This window comes from Pseudomonas sp. 2995-1 (genome assembly GCF_002742505.1).
Lineage (GTDB): Bacteria > Pseudomonadota > Gammaproteobacteria > Pseudomonadales > Pseudomonadaceae > Aquipseudomonas > Aquipseudomonas sivasensis.
Genome location: NZ_LJSA01000227.1, coordinates 1 through 330, shown reverse-complemented (window position 1 = coordinate 330; position 330 = coordinate 1). Strand labels below are relative to the sequence as shown.

The following is a 330-nucleotide window of genomic DNA, read 5'->3' as shown; positions in this document are numbered from 1 at the left end:
CATATCAGTGACAATATAGAGAACCTTGTAGTTGCTACAGATAACGCAAGGATAAATCTACGTCCTACAAACGATTCAGAGGTAACAGTAGAATTTAATGGGAACACGTCCGATTATGAATTATCAACAGATGTGAATGGTCAAACGTTACATGTTGATTTGTTGCGAAAAAATAAGTGGAAATTCATTAATCTAGATTTATTTCCCCGCACGCAGACATTAACAGTTATGATTCCTGAAAAAATGTATGAATCTATTCAAGTAGAATCAAAGAATGGCAGAATTGATATCTCTGGTGTCCAATCTGAAACGTTAGAAGTCAACACGAAT

1 protein-coding gene is annotated in these 330 nt (G+C 34.8%); it reads left to right on the top strand.

Annotated features, from left to right (window positions below; all coding sequences use genetic code 11):
* On the top strand, positions 1-330 hold a 330-nt coding region (locus AOA61_RS02685), incomplete at both ends, for a DUF4097 family beta strand repeat-containing protein (protein WP_143521169.1).